The 7,629-nt window shown below is 71.4% G+C and carries 10 protein-coding genes; 5 read left to right on the top strand and 5 right to left on the bottom strand.

Translation table 11 applies throughout. The annotated features are described in order from the left end of the window. Positions 1–100: 100 nt before the first annotated feature. Complete coding sequence (locus AB0C29_RS24015; RefSeq protein ID WP_360823994.1) at positions 101–703, top strand: CPBP family intramembrane glutamic endopeptidase; 603 nt, start codon at positions 101–103, stop codon at positions 701–703. Next, positions 700–912 (top strand): hypothetical protein, encoded by a 213-nt coding sequence (locus AB0C29_RS24010; protein WP_360823988.1) that lies wholly within the window; start codon positions 700–702, stop codon positions 910–912. The genes AB0C29_RS24015 and AB0C29_RS24010 overlap by 4 nt, the downstream gene beginning before the upstream one ends. Before the next feature lie 41 nt (positions 913–953). Here the strand turns inward: AB0C29_RS24010 and AB0C29_RS24005 are convergent, their stop codons facing one another. The 3 genes from AB0C29_RS24005 to AB0C29_RS23995 form a co-directional block, all read right to left on the bottom strand. Beyond that, the gene (locus AB0C29_RS24005) at positions 954–1,673 is read right to left on the bottom strand and encodes a SigB/SigF/SigG family RNA polymerase sigma factor (RefSeq protein WP_360823991.1); all 720 of its coding nucleotides are present in this window, start codon (positions 1,671–1,673) and stop codon (positions 954–956) included. Between the two features lie 188 nt (positions 1,674–1,861). Continuing rightward, positions 1,862–2,536, bottom strand: a complete 675-nt coding sequence (locus tag AB0C29_RS24000) for a DUF6766 family protein (RefSeq protein ID WP_360823985.1) — start codon at positions 2,534–2,536, stop codon at positions 1,862–1,864. Between the two features lie 83 nt (positions 2,537–2,619). Further along, positions 2,620–3,015, bottom strand: a complete 396-nt coding sequence (locus AB0C29_RS23995; RefSeq protein ID WP_360823982.1) for a hypothetical protein — start codon at positions 3,013–3,015, stop codon at positions 2,620–2,622. Between the two features lie 136 nt (positions 3,016–3,151). Between AB0C29_RS23995 and AB0C29_RS23990 the strand changes: the two genes are divergently transcribed. Next, positions 3,152–4,066 (top strand): sigma-70 family RNA polymerase sigma factor, encoded by a 915-nt coding sequence (locus tag AB0C29_RS23990; protein ID WP_360823979.1) that lies wholly within the window; start codon positions 3,152–3,154, stop codon positions 4,064–4,066. Between the two features lie 13 nt (positions 4,067–4,079). Beyond that, a complete protein-coding gene (locus AB0C29_RS23985) occupies positions 4,080–4,655 on the top strand; it encodes a DUF2087 domain-containing protein (RefSeq protein ID WP_360823976.1) in 576 nt (191 codons plus the stop codon). On the opposite strand, the gene AB0C29_RS23980 is transcribed toward AB0C29_RS23985, so the two are convergent. Both AB0C29_RS23980 and AB0C29_RS23975 read right to left on the bottom strand, forming a co-directional pair. Next, positions 4,652–6,262 carry an SMI1/KNR4 family protein gene (locus tag AB0C29_RS23980; protein WP_360823973.1) on the bottom strand — a complete coding sequence of 537 codons (1,611 nt, stop codon included), beginning with the start codon at positions 6,260–6,262 and terminating at the stop codon, positions 4,652–4,654. The two genes, AB0C29_RS23985 and AB0C29_RS23980, sit on opposite strands and share 4 nt — an antisense overlap. 24 nt (positions 6,263–6,286) lie before the next feature. Further along, the gene (locus tag AB0C29_RS23975; protein WP_360823970.1) at positions 6,287–6,769 is read right to left on the bottom strand and encodes an SRPBCC domain-containing protein; all 483 of its coding nucleotides are present in this window, start codon (positions 6,767–6,769) and stop codon (positions 6,287–6,289) included. A 70-nt stretch (positions 6,770–6,839) separates the two neighbouring features. Here AB0C29_RS23975 and AB0C29_RS23970 point away from each other — a divergent pair, with 70 nt between their 5' ends. Beyond that, positions 6,840–7,445 (top strand): helix-turn-helix domain-containing protein, encoded by a 606-nt coding sequence (locus tag AB0C29_RS23970; protein ID WP_360823967.1) that lies wholly within the window; start codon positions 6,840–6,842, stop codon positions 7,443–7,445. Positions 7,446–7,629 lie beyond the last annotated feature (184 nt).

Below are 7,629 nucleotides of genomic sequence, written 5' to 3'. Positions count from 1 at the left end.
GCACGCAGCGCCGGCCCACCTCGGCGAAGTCCTGGTGCACCGTGGTCAGGGGCGGGATGAACGAGGACGAGTCCGGGATGTCGTCGAAGCCGACGTCGCGGTGCTGCTCGGCGGGGGCATCGCGCTGGCCGCGGCGACCGGCGAGGACGTCGGGCTGGGCGACGGCCTGGCCGGCTGGGGGCCGTTCATCGCGGGCAGCCTGGTGCTGGTCGCGGTGGTGCCGCTGCAGGCGGCCGCCGAGGAGTACCTGACGCGGGGCTGGCTGCTGCAGGCGGTCGGCTCGATCTGTCGCGGGCCGTGGGTGCCGATCGCGGTGCAGGCGGTGGTGTTCGCGGCGCTGCACGGCTGGGGCACCCCGTGGGGGTTCGCCGACCTGATCCTGTTCAGCGTGGTCACCGGGTGGCTGACCGTCCGCACCGGCGGGCTGGAGGCCGCGATCGCCCTGCACGTGATGAACAACCTGATCGCCGGCATGCTGAGCGCGGCGTCCGGCACGCTCTACGCCGACGAGACCGCGGCGGACATGCCGTGGCAGCTCGCGGCGATCGACGTGCCGGTGCTGCTCGGGTACGCCGCGGTGATCGTGCTGCTGGCCCGCCGCCGGCGCCTCGCCACCGTTTCGGCCGGCCCGGTCGCGGGCCCGGTCGTCGCCCCGGTGTCTGTCTTGGAGCGCCCGTTCGTCAGCCTCGGTCGTGAGTCATGAGCGAGCCGCAGGGCAATCGTCGATGGATCGGCGCCGCCCTGGTGCCGTTCGCTCTGCTCGTGATGCTGCGCGGGCTGCGTGGGACCGATCTGATCGCCGGCACCCCGCTGGCGCACTGGTACGGCCGGCTCGCAGTCGTCGTGCTGGGACTGGGCTGCTACGCCGCGGTGGACCTGCTGCTGCGCCGGGCGTACCGCCGGCGGCCGTGAAGGGTGAAGCGCGCCCGGCCGCCCGGGCGCGCGCCGCCGCGTCAGATGGTGTCGTCGCCGAGCTTGCCGCGCAGCTTGGCCAGGGCCCGGGTGATCAGGCGGGAGACGTGCATCTGCGAGATGCCGACCTGCTCGGCGATCTCGGTCTGGGTGAGGTTGCCGTAGAAGCGCAGCGTCAGGATCCGGCGCTCCCGCTCGTCGAGCGAGGCCAGGGCCGGGCCGAGCGCGAGCCGGGCCTCGGTCAGCGCGTACTCGTTGTCCTCACCGCCGAGGGTCTCCCCCAGCTCGGTCGTGCCGTCGGTGCCCACCGGGGTCGACAGCGACGTGGCGTTGTACGCCCGCGCGCCCTCGAGGCCCTCCAGCACCTCCTCCTCGGTGATCTCCAGGTGCTCGGCGATGTCGGCCACCGTCGGCGACCGGCCCAGCGTGTGGGTGAGGCTGTTGTTGGCGGCCGTGATGGCCAGGCGCAGCTCCTGCAGGCGCCTGGGCACCCGGATCGCCCAGGTGCGGTCCCGGAAGTGCCGCTTGATCTCCCCGATGACGGTGGGGATGGCGTACCCGGCGAAGTCGGTGCCGAGGCCGGGATCGAACTTGTCGACGGCCTTGATCAGCCCGACCGTGGCGGTCTGCAGCAGATCGTCCGCGGGCTCACCGCGGCCGGCGTACCGGTTGGCCAGGTGGCGGGCCAGCGGCAGCCAGGCCTCGATGGCCCGCTCGCGCAGCGCCGGCCGGGACGGGTGGGCCGCCGGCATCGCCGCCATCGCGCGCAGCAGATCGTCGGCGTTCCCGGCGGTCCGCGTACTGGTCAGCGGATTGTCCTCAGTCGCACGCCGAGCGGTCTTCGGGTTCACGAGATCTCCCTGCAATAGTTGCCGTACCGCAAGCGACATTACCGGTGACGAAGCGTCCCAAACCGGGTCAGCGACGGAAATACCCGATGGTGGCGCGCTCACCCCTCGATGCCGGTGTCGGTGTGCGCCGCGCCCACCGGCTTGGACTGCGGGGAGCCGCGCTGGCGCAGATAGATGGCCAGGATCGCGATCGACGCGACGGCCAGCAGCTCGGACTGCCAGTTCTGCAGCGTGCGGTTCCAGAAGTCCGGCTCCCGCAGATACTGCCCCCAGGAGACCGGATGCTGCAGGTCGCCGAGCTGCTCCTCGTTGTAGGCGGCCACCCCGGCGACCGACTGGGCCAGCCAGGAGCCGAGGAAGATCAGACCCATCACCAGGCCGAGCGAGTTGGACAGCAGCGTGCGGCGCCAGCCCGCGGCCCGGGCCCACTTCGGCGAGGCGTCGGTGGCGTACTGGCCCACCTTCTGCTCGCGGTCCGACTCCCGGCCGGCCTCGTCCAGGGACTTGGACTCGGGCGAGCCCTTCTGCAGCAGCCACACGGTCAGGAAGGTGTAGAGGAAGAACTGCAGGTACTCCGACTGCCAGTTCTCCGCCACGTCGGTGGCGAAGCTGGCCGAGGTCAGGTACCGCCCCAGCGACACCTCCGGCAGTCCCTCGCTGAGCTGCATCTGATTGAAGTCGGCGTGCCCGGCGAAGGCCTGCCCGACCAGCACCACGAGGAACAGCAGCCCGAAGACCAGACCGAGGGAGTTCTCCCGGACGAAACGCTTCACCGGTGCAGCACCCCCAGCGTGATGAAGTACGCCAGCCCGGCGCCGACCACCACGAGCAGCAGCACGAACAGGAATCGCATGGCTCAGCTCCCCTTCAGCGCGCAGTCATAGGGGCGCTCTGGCCGGGGCGTGCAGCCGGCCGCGACGACCCGCCAGCCGCCCGGGAACACCGCCAGGAAGACCGTGTCACCGGCGAACCGGACCTGGGCCCACTGGCCGTACACGTCGGTGCCGGTGACCGCGCCCGGCTCGGACAGCTCCTCCTCGAGGACGGCCTCGGAGCACGGCTTCTCGGCGTCGGCGGCCAGCTCAGCGGCGGTGTCCGGGGCGAGCAGCGCGCACGCGGTCACGCCGTCGCGATCGGCGACCGCGGTCAGCAGCCGCACGGCCACGTCATCCGCGGCGCGGGCGCGGTCATCGACCGAACCGCAACCGCTCAGGAGCAGTCCGGCCAGCCCCAGCAGAACGGGCCACAGCACGGTCGACGAAGATCGTCTACGGAGCACACGCGCACGTATGCCCCGCTCTGCCGAGTTTCAATCCTGCGACCTTGGAAAGTCCCCCACGTGAGCACTAACGTCGGTACCGGATGCGCAGCTCCTACGATGACGATCGATGCGGCCTGGACGCGACCGCGAAGGCCTACGCCGAGGACCGGATGCGGGCCGGCCCGGCGGGGCGCCGAGCGCTGCGCGACGAACTGATCTGCCGCTGGCCGACCGGCTGGCCCGCCGCCACCAGGACCGCCCCGAGCCGCTCGACGACCTCGAGCAGGTCGCCCGGCTCGGCCTGATCAAGGCCGTCGACCAGTACGACCCGGCGCGCGGCTCGTTCACGGCCTTCGCGGTGATCACCGTCTGCGCCGAGCTCAAGCGGCACTTCCCGGACCGTCCCCGGGTCCCGGCCACTGCGGGGGTCGCCGTCCTTCCGGGCGACCTCTTCGGCACCGACGAGACGATGGACGGGCTCCCGGACCGGCTCGCGGTCACCGAGCTGGTCCGGACGCTGCCGCACCGCATCCAGCGGATCATCGCGTGGCACTTCTTCGGCAACCAGAGCCAGGCCCGGATCGCCGAACAGCTGGGCGTCTCCCAGATGCAGGTCTCCCGGCTGATGCAGCAGGCGCTGACCTGGCTGCGGGCGGCCATGCTGAGCGACGTCCCGCCGCCGTGGAACGGCCAGGACGAGACCCACGGCCCGGACAGCCTGCGGATCGACATCCGGCAGGGCGACACGGCGCTGACCGCCCGGGTACGCGGCGAGATCGACCGGGACACCGCCGACCGGCTGCGGCACCGCCTGCACGCCGCCGTCTCCCTGGCCGCGCCCGGCCCACTGGTCGTCGACCTGACCGGAGTTCCGCTGGTGGACGCGGCCGGAGCGGCGGTGCTGCGCGACGCGTTCATGGCCGGCTCACTGTCCGGCGTGGAGGTGACCTTCACCGGTATGCAACCGCACGTGACCATGGTGCTGACGGTCCTGGGCCTGACCCGTACGGGAAATGCAGGTGCGCGCCCCGACCAGCGGTGACTACGTTGGCGGGATGTCCGTCGAAGCCGCCCGCGCCGCCGAGGTCCTCGCCCAGCTGTCCGTGCCGATCCGGTTGCTCGCCCTGGCCGAGCTCGCCCGCCGCGGCAAGGAAGGTGCCTCCCTCGGAGAGCTGTCCTACGCCCTCGACCGGCCGCTGCCGGAGGTCGGAGACGCCTGCGCCCGGCTGGTCGGCCTGGGAGTGGCGATCGGTTCCGGCAACGGCTTCTACCGCGCGAAGCTGGAAGGGCTGCGCGACGCGGCCGACGCGGTGGACCGGTTGCAGCCGATCACGGCGCTGCTGCGGGACTATCCGCAGCTGCGCGCGAACTTCTCGCACGGCCGGCTGACCGGCCTGCCGCCGACCCTCAGCGACCGGTACGCGCTGATGGGCGAACTGCTGGCCCGGCACCTGGCGCTGGACGGCCTGTATGCCGAGGACGAGATCAACAAGCGGCTGGCCGAGGTCACCGACGAGGTGGCCGGGACACGCCGGATGCTGGTCGACACGGGCTGGCTGGAACGCGACCGGGCCGGCACCACGTACGGTCCGGGGCGGCCGCTGCCCGAGCCGGCCCGCTCCGCTCCCTAGTGGACGTCCCACTCCAGCACGCCCTGCTTGGTGACCTTGGGCCGGTAACTGCCGCCGAACGCACGCCCGGTCTCCAGCGATTCGGCTGTCTTCTCCAGTAGTTCGGCGACCGAGGCGGGCCACTCCTCGAAAGAGACGCCGTCCTCGTTGTAGAACTCACCGACCCGGCTGTGGCTGCCGGGACGCTGGTCCACGAACAGGTTGCCGCCGTCACCGGAGGACGCGAACGGCACGAAAGCCTTGTCCCACCAGGTGCTGTCCTGCTGGCCGAAGACCTCGACCAGCACGCCGCACAGCGTCAGCCACTCGGCGGGGATGTCGCCCACGGGCATCGGACCGTAGAAGAACGGCAGGGTGAAAGCGGTCCCCCTGGTGTGGCTCACGCCGTCGTGCCGCCTCAGGGAAGCGACCAGGTCAGCCGGAAAAGCGACAGACATGCGACGCTGCGCGGCGTCGATCCGCTTGGCGTCGGCGGGCGGTTGCAGGGAGCGGCGGGTGGCCGGGGCATGGGCGGCCAGCCAGGTCTCGATGCGCTTCCAGGCTGCGTTGACACGCTTGGTGGTGGCCCGGTCCGGCGTGGTCGGGGTGACGCGGGCCTGGTTCTGCGGGCAGACGTCACTGACCGGTCTCGGTCTCGGTCGTGGCCTCTCCGGCTCTTGCTCTTGGGTGCGCGGCGCCGGTTCGACGGTCACCTGCTCCAGGGTGGCCACGGTGCGCGCGGTCGGCTGGCAGAAGGCCAGGCCGCAGACGACAAGGGACATGGAGACGAAGACGCCGGCGAGGAGGAGGACTACTCGTTTGCCGCTGGCGGTGGCTGGGGGTGGCAGGGTTTGCGGTGGTGGGGGTGGGGTTTCGGTTTTCGGGCGGCCGGCTGAGGCGTGCAGCAGGGGGTGAAGCCAGTGCTTGGCGGCAGTGGGGAGATCGTCGGTGTGGTCGGTCGGGTCGGCGGGGATTCGTCCGGCCGGTGTGACCGGCATGCCGGCCTCGTGATCCGGTACGGGCGGAGGGTCGGCGGCGGCGGTCGCTGAATCGCCTTCCGGCCGCGGGGCAGTGTCCGCCGGCGTAGCTTCGCCGTTGTCCTCGGCGCTCTGGGCGCTGTCGGGTGGGTCACCGACGGTGATGACTGCGGCGGTGAGGCCGTGGCCGGCCACCGCGCCGAGGGCGAGTGTTGTGTGGTTTGCCGCGTCCGGTCCTGTTCCGGAGACGACCACGACCGGGGCGGACACTGCCACGGCGAGGTCCATCAGCGTCCAGCCGGCTCGCCCGGTCGGCACGAGCAGGCCCGGCACGCCTATCACCAGGACCAGTCCGTGGGTGCGGGCCAGCGTGCGTACCAGGGCGACAGCCTCGTCCACGCTCAGCGGGTCGGCCGCACCATCGCCGGCTTGCAGGAAGGTGGCGAGCTCCCCGAGCAGCAGCTGCCCGGGCGGCGACTCGGCTCCGAAGACCAGCGCGGCCACGCGAACCGTTGACGCCGCGGCCAGGGCTGCCGCAGCGGGTTGCCAGTCGACGGACGCCGAGGTGGTGGCCAGGACCCAGGGGCCACCGTCCGGCCACGGCACGGGCAAGGTCGACTCCGGGGTTCGCGGGATGCGGGACGCCGACATGGTAGCGACGGACGGTGACATTTCTCAGCCCGTACGGTCCTCTGCCTCGGGACGGCGTGCCGAGCGCGCTGCGTGGTGGGCGGCCAGGATCGGCGGTACGCCCTCGGTGAGCATCTTGCGGCGTACGTTGCCGAGGAGCTTGGACATCGCGAAGCCGGCCGGCCCGGTGAAGCCGGTGTGCGTCCAGGTGAACCGGGTGCCGCCGGCGATCGGTTCGAGCAGGTACGTGACGTCGGTGACGGCGGTGCTGTCCTCGTCGCCCCGCCACGTGTAACGCAGTGTCCGGGGCGCGTCGACGTCGGTGACTTCGCAATAGACCACGCCGGCCCAGCCCACGGTCGGCTTTCCCACGAAACGGAACTTGGTGCCGGCCACCGCGGCGTAGCCCTCGGGGCGTCCGCCGCGACCGGTGGTTGTCCACTGGGCGACGTACTCGGGATCGGTCAGGACGTGCCACACCTCTTCGATCGGATAGCGGTATTCGCGGACGACGGTGTACTGGCTCATCGCTTCCTCCATGCCTGCTCGCTCGGCGCCACACTAGCCTACCTACCGGTAGGTAGGCTAGTGTGGCCTCATGTCCACGACACCCGACCTCAGCCCGTCGCGCCGCTCGGGGCCGGAGACCCGGGCGGCGATCCTGCGGGTCGCGCTGGAGCTCTTCACCAAGCAGGGGTACGACGCGACGTCGATGCGCCAGATCGCCGATGCGCTGGGCATCAAGAAGGCGTCGCTGTACTACCACTTCGCCGGCAAGGAGGAGATCGTCCGCTCCTTGTTCGCGCAACGTGGCGACGAGGCGGAACAGCTGCTCAAGTGGGTTGTTGCGCAGCCGCAGACGATCGAACTCGTCAAGGCGGCGGTGCTGCGATGGGTGGACTCGTTCTCGGCGGACAAGCTGCATGGCCTCCGCTTCCTGTCCGCCAATCCCCTGCTTGTGCGCTCGTTGACGGCGCAGGGCGACAACCGGATCGGCTCAGCCCTCGCCGAACTCATCGACGCCCTCGTGGCGCTGCTGCCTCACCGCACTGCGGTCGACGCGCTTCAGCTGCGCATGGCCCTGCTCAGCATCAACGCCGCCGTCCAGGCTTCCGCGCAGGGCGACTTCACCGACGAAGAGATCGTGGCGGCCGCCCACCGAAGCGCCACCGTTCTGGTCGACGCCCTGGTGGAGCGCGGCTGAGGACCAGGGCGAGGCCCGGAGCCAGCCCGGGGGCGACCGTGAACTCGCCTGAGGTCGCCTCCTGACCAGGTCGGGTCGAGGAGCGCCGCGATCGGCGTGCGGCGGCCGGTTCGCGCCCCGGCGAAGGCCCGGAGGCTGGACGGCTGTCAGGTGTGTAGCGGTAGGACTGCGCTGACCTCGTACC

The sequence above is a fragment of the Actinoplanes sp. NPDC048791 genome, from assembly GCF_040650095.1.
GTDB lineage: Bacteria > Actinomycetota > Actinomycetes > Mycobacteriales > Micromonosporaceae > Actinoplanes.
This window is presented reverse-complemented; position numbering and strand designations above follow the sequence as displayed.

Bases quoted from the DNA above. Each gene is read 5' to 3' on its own strand.
- AB0C29_RS23985 (WP_360823976.1), top strand. From the start codon at position 4,080: ATGTCCGTCGAAGCCGCCCGCGCCGCCGAGGTCCTCGCCCAGCTGTCC.
- AB0C29_RS23970 (WP_360823967.1), top strand. From the start codon at position 6,840: ATGTCCACGACACCCGACCTCAGCCCGTCGCGCCGCTCGGGGCCGGAG.
- AB0C29_RS23990 (WP_360823979.1), top strand. From the start codon at position 3,152: ATGCGGCCTGGACGCGACCGCGAAGGCCTACGCCGAGGACCGGATGCG.
- AB0C29_RS24010 (WP_360823988.1), top strand. From the start codon at position 700: ATGAGCGAGCCGCAGGGCAATCGTCGATGGATCGGCGCCGCCCTGGTG.
- AB0C29_RS23975 (WP_360823970.1), bottom strand. From the start codon at position 6,769: ATGAGCCAGTACACCGTCGTCCGCGAATACCGCTATCCGATCGAAGAG.
- AB0C29_RS23980 (WP_360823973.1), bottom strand. From the start codon at position 6,262: ATGTCGGCGTCCCGCATCCCGCGAACCCCGGAGTCGACCTTGCCCGTG.
- AB0C29_RS24005 (WP_360823991.1), bottom strand. From the start codon at position 1,673: ATGGCGGCGATGCCGGCGGCCCACCCGTCCCGGCCGGCGCTGCGCGAG.